The sequence below is a fragment of the Exiguobacterium sp. s127 genome, assembly GCF_018618695.1.
GTDB classification, from domain to species: Bacteria; Bacillota; Bacilli; order Exiguobacteriales; family Exiguobacteriaceae; genus Exiguobacterium_A; species Exiguobacterium_A oxidotolerans.
Genome location: NZ_JACSMO010000002.1, coordinates 126811 through 145948 on the forward strand (window position 1 = coordinate 126811; position 19138 = coordinate 145948).

A 19138-nucleotide genomic window follows, 5' to 3' on the forward strand; every position below is an offset into this window, starting at 1 on the left:
GATGGAATGGATGAAAAAAGTCATGCTTGTATTTGGAACGAGACCGGAAGCGATTAAAATGGCGCCCGTCGTCAAAGCACTTGAGGCGCGCGAAGGTGTCGAGCCGATCGTCGTCGTCACGGCGCAACATCGTGAGATGCTTGATCAAGTCTTGGAGTTGTTCCAGATTGTTCCCGATCACGATTTAGATTTGATGCGTCCACGGCAAACACTCGAAGAAATGACGGCACGGATTTTGAATGCGATGCGTCGTGTCCTCGAAAAGGAGCAACCCGATCTCGTGTTAGTCCATGGGGATACGACAACGACGTTCGCTGCTTCGCTCGCTGCTTTTTACCAACAAATTCCGGTCGGACATGTCGAGGCGGGATTACGGACCTACCAAAAATATGCACCATTCCCGGAAGAGATGAATCGTCAATTGACAGGTGTGCTGGCTGATTTTCATTTTGCACCGACAGATCAAGCAGCGGAAAATCTCCGACGCGAGCATAAACAGACACCGATCATCGTGACCGGGAACACCGTCATCGATGCGCTCAAGACAACCGTCTCGTCCGACTATACGCACCCAGTCTTAACGGACTTAGAGGCGAGCGGACGCAAGTTAATTTTACTGACCGTCCACCGGCGCGAAAATCACCTCCAGCTGTCGCACATCTTTGATGCCATCGAACGGTTGGCAGAGACGCATGCAGATATTGAAATCGTCTACCCCGTCCATCCGAACCCAATCGTGCTCGAAGCGGCGGAGCAATTGAAACACCATCCGCGCATTCACTTGATTGACCCACTCGATGTGTTTGATTTTCATAACTTAGCGGCCCGGGCAACGTTTATTTTGACAGACTCCGGCGGTATCCAAGAAGAAGCGCCATCGCTCGGTGTACCAGTACTTGTTCTGCGGGAGACGACAGAACGGCCGGAAGGTGTTGCAGCCGGGACATTAAAACTTGTCGGGACAAATCCGGAACGTATTTTTGAGATGAGTCATCGCTTATTGACGGATGAAGAAATGTATCAGGGGATGGCACAGGCCGCGAATCCTTACGGTGACGGTCATGCGGCGGAACGTATCGTTGACGCGATCATGAGCGAGGTCCCGGTATGAGAACAGCACGTACGTTTCATTTAGCAAGTTATCATTTTTTTCCGCAGGGAAGTCAAGAAAAGATTCTGTTAGAAGACGAAGCGGTTGGTGTGTTGTTCGATTTCCAGGCGGCGACGGATGCGGATAAATTGTATATCCAATTGTTTGATCAAGGTTTCCAGTATCCGCCGTCAAAGCTGTACCGCCAAGATGCCGCTTTCGGACAGGCGGACGTCATTCATGTGACGTGTCGTTTTGAAACCGATGTTCCTTGTCAAGTCCAACTCTTTAAGATGCAATACGGAAATAAAAAACGCATGGGGTCGGAGTCGGAGTTCGTCATGCTCGACGGGGCAACTGATCTTCAGATTCAACTGGAGCGGATGAAAGGGGCACAGTATTTTAAAATTGCCTTTAAATTTCTCGTAGCAGGTGACGTCCGGATCCAACTGACCGAGTTGAAGATCGCTGAACGTATTCAACTGAAACAGGAGGATCCTCACTATGCTGTTTAGTTCGACGATTTTCTTATTTGTGTTTTTACCGGTCGTCCTGCTTGTCTATCATCTAGTGCCACGATTTTTTCGTAACGGCTGGCTCCTTGTAGCGAGCCTTTTCTTTTACGCTTGGGGAGAACCGAAGTTCGTTTTACTGATGCTCGCGAGTATCCTGATCAACTACTTGTTTGCCCTGATGGTCGATACGTACCGGCACCGTGTCGGCATCAAACCTGTCATGGCGAGTATGGTCATCACGAACCTCGCTTTACTCGGGTGGTTCAAGTACAGTGGCTTTTTCATGGCGTCTTTGAATCAAACGTTTCAGGTGGAACTGTTTGTTCCGGAAGTCGTGTTACCAATCGGGATTTCCTTCTTTACGTTTCAGGCGATGAGTTACGTCATCGATGTCTACCGGGAAGCGGGGAAAGTCCAAAAAAACCCGCTTGATTTAGCTTTGTATATCGCGTTATTTCCGCAATTGATTGCCGGGCCAATCGTCCGCTACGAGACGGTCGCAAATGAAATCAACGATCGACAAGAGACCTTACCTGATTTCGCACTTGGTGTCCGCCGCTTTATTATCGGGTTGTCGAAAAAATTGATTTTAGCGAATGGCTGCGGGCAAGTGGCAAATGCCGTCTTCAAGATGAATGATTTGTCGATGGGTCTGGCATGGATCGGCATCATCGCCTATGCGCTACAAATTTACTTTGATTTTTCGGGATATAGCGACATGGCGATTGGACTCGGACTGATGTTCGGATTTCATTTTTTGGAAAACTTCAACTATCCCTACATCGCGAAGTCCGTCTCGGAGTTTTGGCGACGTTGGCATATCTCACTCGGCTCATGGTTCCGTGATTACGTCTATATCCCGCTTGGCGGCAATCGTGTCTCACCGCTCAAACAGTATCGAAATCTTGCAGTCGTCTGGATGCTGACGGGCCTCTGGCATGGTGCAAGTTGGACGTTCGTCGCCTGGGGTGCGTACTACGGGATATGGATTATGCTCGAGAAAGCATTTCTCGGGAAATTATTACGCCGTGTCCCCGTCATTTCGACGATTTGGACACTCATTCTTGTGTTAGTCGGCTGGGTCTTTTTCCGTGCAACGACATTTCCGGACGCACTCGAGTACTTGCGTGCGATGTTTATCCCGACAGAAGTGTGGGATGAACGTGCCAGTTACCAGCTCGTCCAAAATGGCGTCATCTTACTGCTTGCCGCGTTTGCTGCGACACCGCTACCAAAAATACTGGGTCAGTGGATCGTCGAACGGCTCGGGAAAGTCGGCCAGACGATTCAGTATGGCTATGCGATGTTGTTACTGTTTCTTGCGACATCTGCCCTCGTCGCGAGTACCTTCAATCCGTTCATTTATTTCCGTTTTTAAGTAAGGAGGAATCAGCATGGCACATGCGCCACTCAGACCAGACAAAGACCAGAGGCCACGAAAGAAGTACTCGTTCGAACGACTGATGATGGCGGCGACGGCAGTCAGTTTCATGGTCATCCTGACGATGGTTGGTCTTGGGACGGTCTTGAAACAGGACCGTGTCATGTCACAACTTGAAAATCGTTCGCTCGCAAAATTGACGCCACCAACGACAGCAACAGTCGTCAGTGGGGCATACATGGGAGAACTCGAAAAGTATTTTACCGATCAATTGTTGCTTCGTGGGACACTCGTCGAAACACAAGCCCGCTTGTCAAAAAACGTCTTACGCCAACCGTTTCGAAATGGCATTTATACGGCCCCGAATGACTACATGATTGAGTCGAGTCAGGCACAGGTGACACCGATTCCGGACGGTTTTAAGAAATTTGTTCAAGCCGTTGATCGACCTGTCTACATGGCACTAGCTCCTTCAAAGACGGTCGTCGCTGAGAAGAACGGGATTTTACCCGACTATGTCGCGTCGAACGCGACAGTCCGGTACAAAAAGATGGTAGAAGGGTTTGATCAGGCAGGGATGACGAACATTTCGCTCGACCAGTTGAAGCTGTCCGATTATTTTAAAACGGATCATCACTGGAACATTGACGGAGCTTATTTTGCCTATCAGCAAATCGTTCGTCAGTTGCAAGCGGACAAGGTATCGATTAAAGAAGTACCGGTCGCGTCAAACGCCCGGAAAGTATCCGGGCACGAATATTATGGATCACTTGCCCGGAAAACGACCCTCGCCTATGCAACGACCGGCGATACACTTGCTTATTACGATGGAAGCCAGTTCGACGGGATTGATGTGTGCTACGACAACACGTGCCAGCAACCGGTCATCGATGAAAGCTATATCAAGGAAGCAGGTGATTATGCCGACCGGTATGAAGTCTTTTTACGGGGCAACCATGGCATCATGTCGATGCGGTCGGACGTAAAGGGACCAAAACTGCTTGTCCTGAAGGATTCCTTTGCGAATCCTGTCCTGCCGTTTCTCGCCCGAAGTGCGAATCTCGAAGTCGTTGATATCCGGTATGTCAATGCAACATTTGATGTGTCAGAATTCGCAAAACAACAACAAGTCGACGGTGTACTCTTCTTGCATAACTCGAATATCACCGGTCTGATGAAGACGTATCAACAGAAACTGTGAGGAGGTTAATGATGGAATCACGGATGAAGAAAAAGCGACCGAATCCGTTCTTGCGAGTCGCGAGTGTGCTTTTGTTACTAGTCGTCTTGATTGCGAGTGCGACGACCGGATACGCATTTTTAAAGCTCCAACAAACTGCTGATGCATTGATTACTCCACTAAAAAGTGAGCAAAAATTACCACTTGAAGTCATGCAACCTGTCCATGTTTTGTTGATTGGTGTCGATGAACGGAAAAATGATCCGGGTCGGGCCGATGCAATCATGTTGTTATCGTTTAATCCGAAAACAAAACAAGCGAGTTCACTTTCGATTCCGCGCGATATGCAAGTCACGTTAGCAGATGGACAGACGACAAAAATTAATCATACGTATGCCTATGGTGGAGTCGAAGAGACGCTTCAGACGGTCGAAAAGACGTTTGACGTCGAGATTCCGTATTACGCTAAAATCAACATGGATGGACTGATTGAACTCGTTGACGCCGTTGATGGTGTGACGGTTGATAATCCGTCTGCCTTTAGTTGGAACGACCGTCGGCTTCAAAAAGAGTACAAGAAAGGACAGATTGAACTGGACGGTCTCGAAGCGAGTGGTTACGCCCGGATGCGGAAACAGGATCCGCTCGGGGATATGGGACGGCAAATCCGGCAACGGCAAGTTCTTGAGTCTGTCGGAATGAAACTTGCAGGTCCGAACATTTTAACGAAGCTCGAACAACTCAGTCAGGTCTTAGAGGATAATTTCAGTACGAACATTACGTTTTCTGAAGCGACCCAACTGGCACAAGAGAATCAAACCGGTTTCAAACACTTACAATCCTTGAAAATCGACGGCGAAGGGTATATCGCAAGTGACGGCATTTGGTATTTCTTCGCCTCGGATGCGTCGATGCGGGAAACGAAACAAGCACTCGAAGCATTGATGAAGGGATAACACAGACTGTGGAGTTGTCGTTTTCTTCACTTTGTAGACAAAGTGGCGAGAATTAAAAGCGTCTTCCGTCTTGAATCGCTTCCAAGGCGAAAAGCAACTTTACGCGACCCTGCAGCGAAGCGAAGCGGCGCGTAAGGTTGCCGCTTTGAAGACGAGTCGAGACATGGAAATGTGACAGAACAGCCTACCCATGCAGGTTTTTTAAGTTTCATAAGCATTTGATCGATATAGGATTGATTTTGGACTGACTTATGAGTCAGCCCTTTTTTGTTCTGGTCCGAAAGGCTTATTTTCTTTAGTTAACTAAAATATACTTTGACAGTATGGGAATTCGTGTGGAAAATGGAAATGAAAACGATTACATACATTCAAGGAGGATGGAACATGAATCGATGGAAATCAGTCTGTGCAGTTGTGCTAACGTTTGCACTAATTTTCAGTTTACTCCCAGTGAACGGATTAGCGCTCGCAAAAGGAAAGTCGACGCTCGTCATCATTCACTACAAAGAAGATAAAACGTCGGAAAAAGATTGGAATCTCTGGCTCTGGGCGAACGGACCGGATTACTTCCCGAACAAGGCGCACGCCTTTAACGGAGAAGATGCGTACGGAAAGATTGCCGCTTATGAATTCCCAGTCGACCAACCTGAAAAAATCGGCCTCATCGTCCGTGATGATAACTGGAACAAAGATTCCGGTTCTGAAAATGACCGATTCATCACGAAAGACATGATTAAAGATGGTGTCGCGGAAGTGTGGATTGCATCCGGAAGTAAAGACGTCTCACCGGTCAATCCGACAGACGGGGCGGACGTCGAATCAATCAAAACGAACGTCCATTATTATCGTTATGACAACGATTATGAAAAATATGGAGTCTGGGCATGGCCGAATGCGGCAGATGGACAACGGGTTGAATTTAATCAACAAGATGAGTTTGGTGCTGTCACAACCGTGTCGCTTGCGAACCCAACGAAACAACGACTCGTCGGGATCATTCCGCATATCGAAGGCTGGTCTGAAAAAGACGGGGCGGATCGTTTCTTCTATGCCGGAGCAAAAGACATCTGGTTAATCGAAGGGGATCAAACAATCTACTACGGAAAACCGGAAATTGACCGGACACCTAAGATTACGAGTTTCCTCGCAGATGACTTTAAGAAGCTGACGCTCAAAACGAACGCGCCTGTCTCAGCAGACGATATCGGACAATTTTCGTTCACGGGACTCGTCAATCCGGTCGTCACACAACTTGACGCGAAAACATTTGAAGTCGCTGTCTCGACCGACATTGATTTAGCGAAAGTCGTGACTGTGACACACCCGGTATTCGGTGAAGGTGTGCTTGAAGCAGGACAGGTCTTACGTTCTGATGCCTTTGATCAAAAATATGCCTATGATGGCAAGTTAGGTGTGACGTATAAAAAATCAAAAACGACGTTCCGTTTGTGGGCACCAACCGCTCAAACGGTCGAACTCGAGTTATACAAGTTACCAAAACAAGCAGCAGCAACAACAAAAGACATCACACAAGAAATCGAGATGAAACGTGGTGATCGTGGCGTCTTTACCGTCACTGTAAAAGGTGACCTCGACGGGACAGGCTACACATATGAAGTGAAACATGCAAAAGATACGACGCGTGCCGTCGATCCATATGCGACAGCTGTTGCTGTCAATGGGGATCAAGGTGTTGTCGTTGATTTAAAGGAGACGGATCCGAAACGCTGGACGAAATCAAAGATGCCGCTTAAACAAGCGACAGATGCCATCATCTATGAAACCCACGTCCGTGATTTGTCGATGTTTGATGTGACCGGCTCAGGATATGATTCAGGAATTAAGCAAAAAGGGAAGTACCTCGGAGTAGTTGAACGTGGAACACGTTTAATGAAAGATGGCCAGAAAACGAAGACGAGAACAGGACTTGATCATCTCAAAGAACTTGGCATCACACATGTTCAGTTCATCCCAGTCTACGACTTCAATACGGCTTCCGTCGATGAGACGAATCCGCTAAAATCATACAACTGGGGATATGACCCGAAAAACTACAATACACCAGAAGGTTCATATGCGACGAATCCATATGACCCGAAAGTCAGAATCACAGAGATGAAACAGATGATTCAAGGTCTTCATGACAATGGGCTACGTGCCGTCATGGATGTCGTCTACAACCATATGTTCGACGCCAAAGCATCGAACCTCGATAAAATCGTCCCGGGTTACTATTACCGTTACACAGCGGGTGGCGATTTAGCGAACGGGACGGGTGTCGGGAATGATACAGCGTCAGAACGCCAGATGATGCATAAGTTGATCGTCGACTCCGTCGGATACTGGGCAAAAGAGTACCACTGGGACGGTTTCCGGTTTGATTTGATGGGGATCCATGACGTCAAGACGATGAATGCCGTCAAAAAGACGACAACTAAAATCGATCCATCAATCCTTGTTTTTGGCGAAGGGTGGAGCTTGAACACACCACTTCCTGAAACAGAAAAAGCGAATCAGACAAATGCAAAACAAATGCCGGGCGTCGCCCACTTCAACGATAACTTGCGTGATGCGCTTAAAGGAAGTGTCTTTGAAGATACGGATGCAGGATTCATTAACGGGAAAACAGGTCTTGAAACACGCATTAAACGCGGAATCGTCGGTGAGATTGCGTATAACCAAGACATCACAGGATTTGCAGCAGAGCCGAATCAAACCATCACGTATGTCGAAGCACACGACAACCATACGTTATGGGATAAGTTGAACTTAACGAACCCGAACGATACGGATGCGACGAAAACGAAAATGCACCGCTTGGCGTCAAGCATCCTGTTGACGTCACAAGGGACGACGTTCATTCATGCCGGTCAAGATTTCATGCGGACGAAGGGCGGCGACCATAATTCGTATAAATCACCGGACTCCGTCAACCAGCTCGACTGGAAACGGAAGATGGATCGTCAACAAGACGTCGATTACATGAAGGGCTTGATTGAAGTCCGGAAAGCAAATCCGGCACTTCACCTCGGATCAGCGAAAGACATCAGACGGTATTTGACGTTTGTCGATACGATGGAGCAAGTCGTCGCGTATCAACTTTCAGAAGATGCACCACATCAAAAAGCAGAGTTGTTCGTTGTCCATAACGCAAAACGTGCTGCGGTCAAGCTGACGCTTCCGAAAGGAAAGTGGAAGTTGATCGTCGATGGTAAAACAGCAGGGACGAAAACACTTCGAAATGTTTCAGGCAGCATCACGGTGGATCCACTCAGTTCATTTGTTCTAAAAAAATAACAAGATACAAAAAGGTCGTCCCTACCATGAGTGATTCACGGTAGGGACGACCTTTTTTCATCAAGCGGAAAACTTACGCGTAGCGCTCGTCTTCGACTTCCTTATCTTTTAAGTTACCTTCTTCCGATTTCGCTACGATGACGGCACAAGCAGCGTCACCAGTGACGTTGACGGCAGTCCGCATCATGTCGAGTAGACGATCGACCCCGATGATTAAGGCGATTCCTTCGACGGGAAGGTTGACCGACTGGAGGACCATCGTCAGCATGACGAGGCCGACTCCAGGCACACCAGCTGTTCCGACAGACGCGAGAACGGCAGTCAAGACGACCGTCGCGAGTTGTCCTGGTGTTAAATCGACATTATAGACTTGCGCGATGAAAACGGTCGCGACCCCTTGCATGATTGCTGTTCCGTCCATGTTGATCGTCGCACCAAGCGGTTGAACGAAACTTGAGACAGACCGTGGTACTTTAAGTTCACGTTGCGCCGTTTGCATCGCGACCGGAAGTGTTGCGTTCGACGAAGATGTCGAGAAGGCGAACATCATGACGGGTGCAAACTTCTTGAAGAAGAAGATCGGATTCATTTTTCCGATCAAAGAGACGGCAGAACCATATGTGAATAATGAATGAACGATTAATGATAAGACGACGATCGACATATACGCGAACATTGCTTGTAATGATTTAAGACCTAATGAACCAACGGCTGAAGCGATCAAGGCGAAAGCTCCGAGCGGCGCCATTTTCATGACGAGTGTGATTAAGTACGTCATCAAGTCATTGCCTTGTTCGATGAACGAACGAAGCGTTGCTGCTTTCTTACCTAAGAACGTAATTCCGAACCCGACGAACACACTGAAGACGATGATTTGGAGCATGTTACCTTCCGCCATCGCCGTGATCGGGTTTGTCGGGAACATCCCGACGATCGTATTGATGATACTTGTATCAGGAATCTCACCGGTTGCCTTTGAGAGTCCTTCCGTCGAGAAAGTACCACGTTCGCCCGGTTTGATTAATAAGGCAAGACCAAGTGCGATGATGATCGCAACTGCTGTCGTCGATAAGAAAAACCCGATGGCTTTTCCGCCGACACGACCCAATTCTTTTGGGTTCCCGAGACCCATGACACCGAGGGAAATGGAGAAGAAGACGATCGGTACAACAAGCATTTTAATCAGGTTCAAGAAAATCGTCCCGATTGGTTGTAAGGCATACATATTTAATTTTTCGTAAATCGTCTTGTCAGGTAGAGCGGCTAGGACAAGTCCTAAGGCGATACCGATGAGAAGACCCCAGATGACTCGTTTTGCTTCTTTCATAAATAATACCAACTCCTTTTTCAGATAACTGTTTATATTTTGACACATCATTCACTGTTTTGACAAAACATTTTAATGATTTTAAGAAAGCGCTTACAAAAAGTGCCGCGTTTTTTTAGGTAAAACAGATGAATCTGTTGTAAATAATGGGACGACATGAGACTATAGAAAGGAACAAAAAGGAACATATCAAGGATGTAATGAGAACATGTCAATCAACTATTGACCATTCTGTACATTCCTACTATAATGTTATATGACGTGTCTGACACGTTTCCTTTAGTCGGTAATATCGGAGGGAGGGAAAACTAGTGGAAACTCGTGTACGTAAAAATGAATCACTTGAAGACGCACTTCGTCGCTTCAAACGTGGTGTTTCAAAAGATGGTACGCTTGCTGAAGTTCGTAAACGTAAACACTACGAAAAGCCAAGTGTAAAACGTAAGCTTAAATCGGAGGCTGCGCGTAAGCGTAAGAAGTTCTAACGTTAGAGAGGGTGTATCCTCATGAGTCTTCAAGAGCGTTTGACAGCGGATATGAAGGAAGCCATGCGTTCGCGTGAGAAAGATCGTCTGACGACGATTCGGATGGTGAAGTCGTCCCTGCAAAATGAAGCGATTAAACTCGGTAAGCAAGAATTAACTGATGAGGAAGAGCTAACTATACTCTCACGTGAGATGAAACAGCGCAACGACTCCCTCCGAGAATTCGAAAGCGCTGATCGTCACGACCTCGTCGAGAAGATTCAAGCAGAGATTATCGTGCTCGAAGCTTATATGCCAAAACAACTTTCTCAAGAAGAAGTTCAGGAAATCGTTGATGCAGCTATTGCACAGACGGGTGCCTCTGCTCCTTCTGATATGGGGAAAGTAATGGGTGTCGTCATGCCGCAGCTTAAGGGCAAGGCGGACGGTGCTTTGATTAATCGACTTGTTAAACAACAATTAAATTGATCAATTTTGAAGGTATCCCACGGGATACCTTTTTTTTTTATTTGTTTTTTTGACACATATTATCGGAATAATTAGAAATTAAAAGAGTTGTGAAACCTTTTAATGGGTGAAAGCGTATATAATAAGAGTAACAAAGAAATGTGTTTCAAAAGGGGAGAAGCGTCTGATTCTGATAAAAAGGGGTGAACGGAGTAATGTCTTTTAGCTTAGGGATGATTTTAGCGGTCTTCTTGGTCGGTGTCGTTATGTTGCTGATCGAAATATTCGTCACAGGATTCGGTATCTTTGGAGTTGTGGGTATCGGTGCTGTCCTCGCGAGCCTGATCATGGCGGGTGCGACGGTCGGTCAAGTCGGCCTTGCGATAGGTCTATCCGTATTTTTGTCGCTGGCGGCAGGATACTGGGCATACCGAAGAATCAAATCCAACCAGTCATTGTTATGGAGAGGTTTGATTTTGACGGATTCGACATCGTCGGAAAAAGGGTATTTGTCACATGAAGAGAAAGTTCAACTCAATGGCAAGGAAGGTATCAGTTTGACGCCTTTACGACCTGCTGGAACGATTGAAATCGATGGGAATCGGATCGATGCAGTGACTGAAGGGAATTTTATCGGCTCTGGTGAGCGAATTATCGTCAAAGAAGTGACACACGGACGCGTCGTCGTTCGAGTCCAAACTACGAAGGAGGAGTCAATCACATGACACCTGAACTGTTAACGGTCCTACTCATATCCGGAGGAGTCTTAATCTTCCTCGCAATTTTCTTTACGCTCGTTCCAATCCCACTGTGGATTAGTTCTTTGGCGGCCGGCGTCCGCGTCTCGATTTTCACACTCGTTGGAATGCGTTTACGTCGCGTCACACCATCTAAAATCGTCAATCCGTTAATTAAAGCCGTCAAAGCTGGCTTAAACTTGAATACGAACCAACTTGAAAGTCATTTTCTTGCCGGTGGTAACGTCGACCGTGTTGTCAATGCGTTGATTGCCGCGCATCGTGCAAACATCGAACTTAGTTTCGAACGTGCGGCCGCGATTGATTTGGCAGGACGAAACGTGCTTGAAGCAGTACAGATGTCAGTTAATCCAAAAGTCATCGAAACACCATTCATCGCAGGTGTTGCGATGAACGGGATTGAAGTAAAAGCAAAAGCAAGAATCACAGTCCGGGCTAACATTGACCGTCTTGTCGGTGGTGCGGGTGAAGAAACAGTCATCGCCCGTGTCGGCGAAGGTGTCATTTCGACAATCGGTTCGTGTCACGATCAAAAAGAAGTGCTTGAAAATCCGGAAATGATTTCACGAACGGTTCTTGCGAAAGGCCTTGATTCCGGTACGGCGTTCGAAATTCTATCAATCGATATCGCGGACATCGATATCGGGAAAAATATCGGTGCTGTTCTTCAAACGGATCAAGCGGAAGCGGATAAAAACATCGCCCAAGCGAAAGCGGAAGAGCGTCGTGCGATGGCGATTGCGAGCGAACAAGAAATGAAATCACGTGTCGAAGAAATGCGAGCGAAAGTTGTTGCAGCCGAAGCGGAAGTCCCGCTTGCGATTTCGGAAGCGCTTCGTGACGGAAACTTCAGCGTGATGGATTATGCGAATTACCTCAACGTGACAGCAGATACGAAGATGCGCCAGGCAATTGGTGGTCAGTCTTCGCCGAATGACTCACAATAAAGGATGATGTAGGATGGGAAGTTTAATCTGGGTCGGTTTAATGGTGGCATTTGGCGTCATTTCTGTCATTTCTAAAGCGGCAGATAAAAGTAAAGCTAACCAACCGACAAGGACGCCATCAAAAGAGTTTGGGGATTATGTGAAGAACATGGTGGGGCAGGCGGAAGCGATGACGAAGGATGATGCACCGCCGGCTGTAAAAAAGAAACAGCAACGTCCGCTGTTAGAAGATCGTCGAACGGACATGCAACGGCATACGGATCGTCAACTGGTTTCTAAAACGAGTACGAATATCGGACAGATTAAAGGTTCAATCGCCGAAGGAGCAATCGGGACGAAAGCGGTCAAGAAAACAGGGATGCAAACGACGCAAGAAGAAGCACGTCGTGCCATCATCTGGAGTGAAGTCCTCGGTCCACCCGTTTCAAAACGTAAAACGAAAACACCCCATTCATAAGAACAGGTCAGCTTCCTAATTTTAAGGGGAGCTGACCTTTTTAGGTGTTTCAACAAGATGGGTTTTTCTTTCCATCTATTATTAGGAAATGCTAAAGTAGAAGAGAATAGATTTGTGGCGATGACATACTGTTGTCCATCATTAGGAGGCCAATCATAACGTGATATTTAATGAAAGAATTCCATTCGCATTCTCGAATTCAGATCAGACGCAAGCATTCGTTGGACCGAATGATGCGGTGCTTAAAACAATGGAGGCAGAACTTGATGTTCAGCTCGTTCATCGAGGTGATGAATTGGTTGTTCAAGCAGAAATGGAGGACTCGATTAGACTGGCGACACAAGTCATCGGCGTTCTCACGCAGCTCGTGAATCGTGGGGCAGTTTTAACGGAGCGTGACGCAACAAGTGCAATTCAATTGGCACGACAAAATCGAGTCGATGAATTACTTGAATTATATGACACCGTCGTTCATACGAATCATAAAGGAAAACCATTACGTGCAAAAACACTAGGTCAAGCACGTTATGTACGCGGTATTGAGAAATACGATTTAACGTTCGGAATCGGACCTGCTGGGACAGGGAAAACGTATTTAGCTGTCGTCATGGCGGCGAAAGCCCTGAAAGAGGGGCATGTGAAACGGCTTGTCCTTACACGTCCTGCTGTTGAAGCTGGTGAAAGTCTAGGTTTCTTACCGGGGGACTTAAAAGAAAAAGTCGATCCTTACCTTCGTCCGTTATACGATGCGCTCCATGATGTGTTAGGTGTCGAACATACGGCGCGCTTATTAGAGCGCGGTGTGATTGAAATTGCTCCACTTGCCTACATGCGTGGACGAACGCTCGAACATGCCTTCGTCATCTTGGATGAAGCTCAAAATACGACAAAAGAACAAATGAAAATGTTTTTGACGCGACTCGGATTTCATTCGAAAATGATTGTTACAGGAGATTTGACGCAAGTCGACTTGCCTCGGGGAAAAGCCTCTGGATTGCAAGAAGCCTTGAATTTGTTAGGTGATGTTCGAGGCATTCATTTTGAACACTTCAGTTCTGCTGATGTCGTTCGTCATCCACTTGTCCGGAAAATCATTGATGCGTACAGCCAAGAAATCGGCTGAAACTCAACCATGAAAGTAAGGGGAAGGGGACTAAGACATGCGGAAAATAGGACTGTGGATCAGCTTGCTGACGATTGGATTTTACATCATCGTGTCAACGATGATGTATGTGTCCGTTCGTCCGGAAGCTTTGGCGGCAGAAGCCTTCTCTATCGCGGAAGAAGATATCCGATCTCCTTTGACCATCGAAGACCGTGAAGCGACCAGACAGATTAAAGAAAATACCGTAGCTGCGATTGACAGTCAGTATACGGTCAAAAAAGAATATGCATCGCAACAAATTGATAAGGTGGAACAACTCTTTGCGAGCTTAAAAGGTATAACGAAGGCAGAAGACATCGGACGGATTAAGCAGCGGCTTCGAAATACAGAGGCGGCTGATTTATTGAAAGATGATGAATTGCGTTTGCTTGCGACGTCTTCTTCGTCCGTTCGAAGCACGACACGTGACGCGGTGATTACGGCAATTGAAGAAGCAATGAAACAGCGGATTTCTTCTGAGGACGGAGAGTTAGCAGAAGCGCGTGAGAATGCACGGCTCGACATCGACCGAACACCATTATCTTTTTCATTAAAAGCGGTCAGTAAGGCATTGACCGATCAATTGATTGTCACGAACTACGTGTATGACCCTGAGAAGACGGAGCAATTACGAAATCAAACGAGCGATAAAGTCGAACCTGTCATCATTTCTGAAGGGGAGGTTATCGTTAAGCGTGGTGAAGTGATTTCGCAAGATGAATACCGTCAGCTTAAGCTTGTCGGATTGATCTCTGACCGGAAGTCGTTCAAACCATTGTTAGGAACGTTACTTTTGAGTGGTTTAATGACGTTGCTGTTATATGGATTCATCGCTCGTTCAAATCTTCGATACGCGAAGATGGGTAAAGTACGTTTGTTCGGTCTTGTCTATCTTGTCGTGATTTTGCAACTTGTCGTGACATACGGAATGGCGTTTTTGGCAGAGGATATCAATCCTGTACTGTACTTGTTGACACCGACGGCATTCGCGGCACTCGTTTTACGAAATTTGCTGAATGAACGAATCGCCTTGTCCAGCACACTCTTTATGGCGCTTGCCGGCACATTTTTCTATAGCACGAACCAAAACTTTAGTTTTAACATTGCGATTTACTTAGTGGTAGGCGGACTCGTCGCGACATTCTTTTTACAATCGAGTTTGTCACGACGACGGATTTTCTTGAGTAGTTTAATGATTTCTGCTGCGAACATCGTTGTCTTCTTTACCTTCTTATTGATGCGCAGTGGGCAACTTGAACTTCAGGAAACGCTAACGTTAACGGCGTTTGCGATCGCGAGCGGCGTATTGAGTGCTATCTTCGCGATTGGTTTGTTACCATTTTTAGAAATGACTTTCGGAATCTTGGCTCCGACACGGTTATTAGAACTGTTAAATCCTACACATCCGTTATTAAAGAAATTACTGGTCGAAGCACCAGGAACGTATCATCATAGTATGATGGTCGCGAATTTAGCTGAAACGGCATGTGAAGCAATCGGGGCAGATGGGTTACTTGCGCGAGTTGGTGCTTATTATCATGACCTTGGGAAAACCCGCCGTCCGCTTTATTTCATCGAAAATCAACATGGCCGTAATCCGCACGATCGATTGACACCAATCGAGTCGGCGCGTGTTATTTTAGCGCATACGGATGATGGAGTAGAACTCTTACAAGAAGCAAAAATCCCGGGGGCAATCGTCGCGATTTGCCAAGAGCACCACGGTACGTCGTTACTCCGCTACTTCTATGTAAAAGCAACGGAGCAAGGTGAAGTCAACGAAGCGGAATTCCGTTACAGTGGACCAAAACCACAGACACGAGAAGCGGCAGTCATCATGATTGTGGATTCGATTGAAGCAGCTGTCCGCTCGATGAAGTCTCCGACTGAAGAGGGGATTCGTGATCTTGTCTCGAAAATCATTCGAGAGAAGATGCTCGACGATCAATTCGCGGAATGTGACATTACGACACGTGACATTTATCGTGTCGGGGAAAGTGCGTGTCATACGCTTTCGGGATTGTTCCACGAACGGATTGAATATCCTGAATTAAAGAAAGAGGAAACGAAATGAATACTTATATGACAGACGAGGGAAACTTATTGAGCGAGGAACAGCAGCGCTTAGTCGAATCGATTCTTATTTATACTGCGAAACAAGAAGAAGTCGAAGTCAATAGTGAGCTGTCCGTCACATTCGTGACAAATGAAGAAATCAGAGAAATCAATCGCGACTGGCGTGGGAAAGATCAAGCGACGGACGTCATTTCGTTTGCGATGGATGAGCTCGGAGAAGATGAAATTGACTTTCAATTACTAGAAGACGAACCCGTTGTACTGGGTGATTTAATCATTTCCGTCGAACGGTGTCGGGAACAAGCGGCTGAATATGGAAATCGGTTTGAGCGGGAACTTGGTTTTCTAGCCGTCCATGGTTTTTTACATCTGTTAGGGTATGACCACATCGAAAAGGCAGATGAAGAAGTCATGACAAAACGTCAGGAGGAAATTCTACATCACTTCGAGTTGTATCGAGGCGAGTTGTGAAGTCCTGGTGGGTTCCGTTTGTCCATGCGCTAGCGGGCATCCGACAAGCCGTTCGAGAAGAACGACATATGAAAGTTCATTTTGTTCTCGGACTAGTCGTCACGATTGCAGCATTTTATTTCCCACTTTCGTCCGTTGAACGTGCCATCTTATTTTTAACGATCGGTACCGTTCTAGGTGCGGAAATGCTGAATACAGCTTTTGAAAGAACGGTCGATTTAGTGACGAAAGAGTGGCATCCGTTAGCCAAGGCGGCAAAAGACATCGCAAGCGGTGCAGTTTTAGTGTTGGCGCTTACATCAATTGTGATTGCACTATGCATCTTCGTCCCATATTTGGTACAATAAGAATCCGGCCTTTTTTGGCCAACAAAGTTGCTAAAAGGGGAAAAATGACATGAAAACAGAACAATTACTCGAACAAGCTAAAATTGCACGCGAAAAAGCGTACGTTCCATATTCGAAGTTCCAAGTCGGAGCTGCTCTCTTAACAAAAGACGGACAAGTGTTCCACGGGTGTAACATCGAAAACGCCGCTTACGGTCTCTGCAACTGTGCAGAGCGGACAGCCGTCTTCTCAGCATGGGCACAAGATGCACGTGAATATGCAGCGATGGCTGTCGTAGCAGACACGGAAGGTCCAGTAGCACCATGCGGACAATGCCGCCAAGTCCTGTTCGAAATGTGTGATGCAGATATGCCAATCTATTTGACGAACTTAACAGGTGATGTCACAGAAACAACCGTTGGCGCATTGTTACCAGGTGCGTTCACGAAGGGAGATCTCAATGTTTAAAGAAGGATTTAAATCGGGATTCGTCTCGATCATCGGTCGTCCGAATGTCGGGAAATCGACGTTTTTGAACCGTGTCATCGGTCAAAAAATTGCAATCATGTCAGATAAGCCACAGACGACACGAAACAAGATTCAAGGTGTTTACACAACGGATGATGTGCAGACGGTCTTCATCGATACGCCAGGAATTCATAAACCAAAGCATAAGCTCGGTGACTTCATGATGAAAGTTGCGACAAACGCTTTGCGTGAAGTCGATGCGATTCTCTTCATGATCAACGTGACGGAGCCAAAAGGAAAAGGCGACGACTTCATCATCGAGAAGTTGAAAGGCCTTGATACGCCAATCATTCTCGTCATGAACAAGGTCGACTTGATTCATCCGAATGACATTCCGCCAATCATTGAGTCGTATAAAGACGAATTAGAGTTTGCAGCGGTCGTGCCGATTTCTGCTCTTCAAGGTAATAATGTTGAACCGCTCCTCGGTGAGGTTGCGAAACTTTTACCAGAAGGACCGATGTATTATCCGGCCGATCAAGTAACGGATCATCCGGAACGCTTTATTATCTCGGAAATGATTCGCGAAAAAGTCTTACAAAAAACACGAGACGAAGTACCGCATTCGATCGCAGTTGCGATTGATCAAATCAAAACACGTGAGGACGGCAATATGGTCGACGTCCACGCGACGATTTTAATCGAACGTGATTCGCAAAAAGGCATCATCATCGGGAAACGTGGGGCACTCCTCAAGGAAATCGGGTCTGAAGCACGGACGGACATCGAAATGCTTCTCGGAACGAAAGTCTATTTGAACCTATGGGTCAAAGTGCAAAAAGACTGGCGTAACAAAGCCGGACAATTGCGTGAACTCGGCTTCCGCGACGATGAGTATTAAGCGATGATTGATAAGGCGGAAGGGCTCGTATTACGAACGGTCGTGTATGGTGAATCGAATAAAATCATCACGTTGCTGACGCGTGAATACGGAAAGCTCGCCGTCATGGCTCGTGGTGCGAAGAAACCGGGTAGCCGGTTTAATGCAGCAAGTCAGCCGTTTATTCGGGCGGTCTATGTCTACCCGAGGTCACGTGGACTCGGTCAATTAAAATCAGCGGATGTCATCACCGGGTATTCACATATCCGGCAAGATGTCCTCTTGATGTCATATGCGATGTACCTGCTCGAACTTGCGGATAAGGCACTTGACGAACGCGTCGCCTATCCGACGTTGTATGATTTATTCGTCGACGGACTGGAGGCGATGGACGAAGGACTTGATCCGGATGTCGTATCGTTCATTGTTGAACTACGCTTGTTGCGTCATCTTGGTATCGCTCCGCACTTAAACGGCTGTACGATTTGCGGGAGTACGGAAGCACCTTTCGCCTTTTCGCTGAACCATGGCGGACTGCTCTGTAAGCGCCATCGTCATGAAGATGAGTATGCCGTATTCTTGCAGGAGTCAGTTGCAAAGATGCTCTATGTCTTTTCCGTCTATGATTTTTCACGGATCGGTACGGTCACGGTCAAGCCGGAAACGAAACGATTACTGCGTCAAATCATGGATGCCTACATGGAACGTTATAGTGGACTTCGGTTACGATCGAAGCGCGTTCTCGATCAATTGCTCAACCTTGAGAATGATTGACAGACTACGCGTACGTTCGGTAGAATAAGTGCGGAAGAACTAACTAAACGAACACGATGAGAAAAAGGAGTAGCACCTCCTCTTCATTCAAGCGATTCCAGGATAGTGTGAGCTGGATATGAAACGGGTGTGAACGGCATTTTTGAGTGTTCCCGTAA

Annotated in this window: 19 protein-coding genes; 18 read left to right on the top strand and 1 reads right to left on the bottom strand. The window is 46.8% G+C overall.

Annotation, left to right across the window (positions count from 1 at the left end; genetic code table 11):
* Positions 1–10 precede the first annotated feature (10 nt).
* The 6 genes from wecB to pulA all read left to right on the top strand — a co-directional run bounded on the left by wecB (position 11) and on the right by pulA (position 8419).
* A complete protein-coding gene (gene wecB, locus KNP98_RS03710; protein ID WP_088836547.1) occupies positions 11–1111 on the top strand; it encodes a non-hydrolyzing UDP-N-acetylglucosamine 2-epimerase in 1101 nt (366 codons plus the stop codon).
* Positions 1108–1605 carry a hypothetical protein gene (locus tag KNP98_RS03715; RefSeq protein WP_088836548.1) on the top strand — a complete coding sequence of 166 codons (498 nt, stop codon included), beginning with the start codon at positions 1108–1110 and terminating at the stop codon, positions 1603–1605. The genes wecB and KNP98_RS03715 overlap by 4 nt, the downstream gene beginning before the upstream one ends.
* Positions 1595–2983, top strand: a complete 1389-nt coding sequence (locus KNP98_RS03720; protein ID WP_214810713.1) for an MBOAT family O-acyltransferase — start codon at positions 1595–1597, stop codon at positions 2981–2983. Before KNP98_RS03715 ends, KNP98_RS03720 begins: the two co-directional genes overlap by 11 nt.
* Positions 2984–2999: 16 nt before the next feature.
* Entirely contained in the window at positions 3000–4187 is a 1188-nt protein-coding gene (locus KNP98_RS03725) for a DHHW family protein (RefSeq protein ID WP_214810715.1), read from the top strand.
* A gap of 11 nt (positions 4188–4198) precedes the next feature.
* Entirely contained in the window at positions 4199–5122 is a 924-nt protein-coding gene (locus KNP98_RS03730) for an LCP family protein (RefSeq protein WP_214810716.1), read from the top strand.
* Between the two features lie 384 nt (positions 5123–5506).
* The gene (pulA, locus tag KNP98_RS03735) at positions 5507–8419 is read left to right on the top strand and encodes a type I pullulanase (RefSeq protein ID WP_214810718.1); all 2913 of its coding nucleotides are present in this window, start codon (positions 5507–5509) and stop codon (positions 8417–8419) included.
* A gap of 73 nt (positions 8420–8492) precedes the next feature.
* Here the strand turns inward: pulA and KNP98_RS03740 are convergent, their stop codons facing one another.
* A complete protein-coding gene (locus tag KNP98_RS03740; protein WP_088836553.1) occupies positions 8493–9746 on the bottom strand; it encodes a dicarboxylate/amino acid:cation symporter in 1254 nt (417 codons plus the stop codon).
* 311 nt (positions 9747–10057) lie between these two features.
* Here KNP98_RS03740 and rpsU point away from each other — a divergent pair, with 311 nt between their 5' ends.
* From rpsU to recO, 12 genes are all read left to right on the top strand, one after another.
* Positions 10058–10231: a 30S ribosomal protein S21 gene (gene rpsU, locus KNP98_RS03745; protein WP_012369719.1), complete on the top strand. Its 174-nt coding sequence runs from the start codon at positions 10058–10060 to the stop codon at positions 10229–10231.
* 21 nt (positions 10232–10252) lie between these two features.
* A complete protein-coding gene (locus tag KNP98_RS03750; protein WP_029332932.1) occupies positions 10253–10699 on the top strand; it encodes a GatB/YqeY domain-containing protein in 447 nt (148 codons plus the stop codon).
* A 194-nt stretch (positions 10700–10893) separates the two neighbouring features.
* Entirely contained in the window at positions 10894–11403 is a 510-nt protein-coding gene (locus KNP98_RS03755; RefSeq protein WP_034801219.1) for an NfeD family protein, read from the top strand.
* Complete coding sequence (gene floA / locus KNP98_RS03760) at positions 11400–12383, top strand: flotillin-like protein FloA (RefSeq protein WP_029332934.1); 984 nt, start codon at positions 11400–11402, stop codon at positions 12381–12383. The genes KNP98_RS03755 and floA overlap by 4 nt, the downstream gene beginning before the upstream one ends.
* A gap of 13 nt (positions 12384–12396) precedes the next feature.
* Complete coding sequence (locus KNP98_RS03765; RefSeq protein WP_088836554.1) at positions 12397–12840, top strand: hypothetical protein; 444 nt, start codon at positions 12397–12399, stop codon at positions 12838–12840.
* 160 nt (positions 12841–13000) lie between these two features.
* Positions 13001–13963 (top strand): PhoH family protein, encoded by a 963-nt coding sequence (locus KNP98_RS03770; protein WP_088836555.1) that lies wholly within the window; start codon positions 13001–13003, stop codon positions 13961–13963.
* 37 nt (positions 13964–14000) lie between these two features.
* Positions 14001–16058: an HD family phosphohydrolase gene (locus KNP98_RS03775; RefSeq protein ID WP_214765424.1), complete on the top strand. Its 2058-nt coding sequence runs from the start codon at positions 14001–14003 to the stop codon at positions 16056–16058.
* Positions 16055–16531: an rRNA maturation RNase YbeY gene (gene ybeY, locus KNP98_RS03780; RefSeq protein WP_029332938.1), complete on the top strand. Its 477-nt coding sequence runs from the start codon at positions 16055–16057 to the stop codon at positions 16529–16531. Before KNP98_RS03775 ends, ybeY begins: the two co-directional genes overlap by 4 nt.
* The gene (locus KNP98_RS03785; protein ID WP_088836557.1) at positions 16528–16878 is read left to right on the top strand and encodes a diacylglycerol kinase family protein; all 351 of its coding nucleotides are present in this window, start codon (positions 16528–16530) and stop codon (positions 16876–16878) included. Before ybeY ends, KNP98_RS03785 begins: the two co-directional genes overlap by 4 nt.
* A 49-nt stretch (positions 16879–16927) precedes the next feature.
* Positions 16928–17326, top strand: a complete 399-nt coding sequence (locus tag KNP98_RS03790; RefSeq protein WP_029332940.1) for a cytidine deaminase — start codon at positions 16928–16930, stop codon at positions 17324–17326.
* Positions 17319–18227, top strand: a complete 909-nt coding sequence (gene era, locus KNP98_RS03795; protein WP_029332941.1) for a GTPase Era — start codon at positions 17319–17321, stop codon at positions 18225–18227. The genes KNP98_RS03790 and era overlap by 8 nt, the downstream gene beginning before the upstream one ends.
* Positions 18228–18230: 3 nt before the next feature.
* Positions 18231–18980 (top strand): DNA repair protein RecO, encoded by a 750-nt coding sequence (gene recO / locus KNP98_RS03800; RefSeq protein WP_029332942.1) that lies wholly within the window; start codon positions 18231–18233, stop codon positions 18978–18980.
* Positions 18981–19138 lie beyond the last annotated feature (158 nt).

Bases quoted from the DNA above. Each gene is read 5' to 3' on its own strand.
- wecB (WP_088836547.1), top strand. From the start codon at position 11: ATGAAAAAAGTCATGCTTGTATTTGGAACGAGACCGGAAGCGATTAAA.
- KNP98_RS03715 (WP_088836548.1), top strand. From the start codon at position 1,108: ATGAGAACAGCACGTACGTTTCATTTAGCAAGTTATCATTTTTTTCCG.
- KNP98_RS03720 (WP_214810713.1), top strand. From the start codon at position 1,595: ATGCTGTTTAGTTCGACGATTTTCTTATTTGTGTTTTTACCGGTCGTC.
- KNP98_RS03725 (WP_214810715.1), top strand. From the start codon at position 3,000: ATGGCACATGCGCCACTCAGACCAGACAAAGACCAGAGGCCACGAAAG.
- KNP98_RS03730 (WP_214810716.1), top strand. From the start codon at position 4,199: ATGGAATCACGGATGAAGAAAAAGCGACCGAATCCGTTCTTGCGAGTC.
- pulA (WP_214810718.1), top strand. From the start codon at position 5,507: ATGAATCGATGGAAATCAGTCTGTGCAGTTGTGCTAACGTTTGCACTA.
- KNP98_RS03740 (WP_088836553.1), bottom strand. From the start codon at position 9,746: ATGAAAGAAGCAAAACGAGTCATCTGGGGTCTTCTCATCGGTATCGCC.
- KNP98_RS03750 (WP_029332932.1), top strand. From the start codon at position 10,253: ATGAGTCTTCAAGAGCGTTTGACAGCGGATATGAAGGAAGCCATGCGT.
- KNP98_RS03755 (WP_034801219.1), top strand. From the start codon at position 10,894: ATGTCTTTTAGCTTAGGGATGATTTTAGCGGTCTTCTTGGTCGGTGTC.
- floA (WP_029332934.1), top strand. From the start codon at position 11,400: ATGACACCTGAACTGTTAACGGTCCTACTCATATCCGGAGGAGTCTTA.
- KNP98_RS03765 (WP_088836554.1), top strand. From the start codon at position 12,397: ATGGGAAGTTTAATCTGGGTCGGTTTAATGGTGGCATTTGGCGTCATT.
- KNP98_RS03775 (WP_214765424.1), top strand. From the start codon at position 14,001: ATGCGGAAAATAGGACTGTGGATCAGCTTGCTGACGATTGGATTTTAC.
- ybeY (WP_029332938.1), top strand. From the start codon at position 16,055: ATGAATACTTATATGACAGACGAGGGAAACTTATTGAGCGAGGAACAG.
- KNP98_RS03790 (WP_029332940.1), top strand. From the start codon at position 16,928: ATGAAAACAGAACAATTACTCGAACAAGCTAAAATTGCACGCGAAAAA.
- era (WP_029332941.1), top strand. From the start codon at position 17,319: ATGTTTAAAGAAGGATTTAAATCGGGATTCGTCTCGATCATCGGTCGT.
- recO (WP_029332942.1), top strand. From the start codon at position 18,231: ATGATTGATAAGGCGGAAGGGCTCGTATTACGAACGGTCGTGTATGGT.